General features: G+C 30.4%; 1 protein-coding gene and 1 pseudogene. Both read right to left on the bottom strand.

All coding sequences use genetic code 11. The features are described 5' to 3' along the window. Positions 1-354, bottom strand: a pseudogene (locus ACUSJC_RS16785) (hypothetical protein); the annotation flags it as partial. A 12-nt stretch (positions 355-366) separates the two neighbouring features. After that, on the bottom strand, positions 367-605 hold a 239-nt coding region (locus tag ACUSJC_RS16790), incomplete at its 5' end, for a hypothetical protein (RefSeq protein WP_449270704.1).

Here is a 605-nt window from a genome sequence, read left to right on the forward strand (position 1 = left end):
GATTAAAAAGTCATTAAGATCTGTAAATGAAGATTCATCATAAATTACCTGATTGGTAATCAAATCTGTTACTTTCAGTTTGCCGGCTACAAAGTCTTTATAAAAATAAATACCGTTAGCGAACTGGGATAGACTACTCTGAAACAAAACAAAAGTAAACGTATACTTTTTATTGTTAGCCGTTCCTTCCCATGTGCCTAACCAAAACGGAAACTCATTATCCAAGTCTTTAAAATAAGCTCCATTCACTGCATCATAAGTTTTAGTTTTATAAGGAACAATAGCGGTTATTGTCTGGCATTTTACATTCAGACTTATCAAGAACAAAAAAATAATTTTAAATATTGTTTTCATAATTTTCTTTTTTTAGTTACATGGTGTTCTTTCTAATTTCTTTTTATTCAAAGTCTTTCGAGTCCATTTTATATTATAGTTACTAATATCTGTTTCATTCTCTACCTCTCCTTCAAACAAAGCTACTTTATCCTCAAGTCCCATTCCTGACAGAGCCTTTAAAAACATTTTTTGCAACTGCTCTTTTCTGCCACTTGCTGTAGAATACTCTCTTAAAATAGCTCTTGCATCATTTTCATAATATTTATTTC

It is taken from the genome of Flavobacterium sp. U410, from assembly GCF_053570605.1.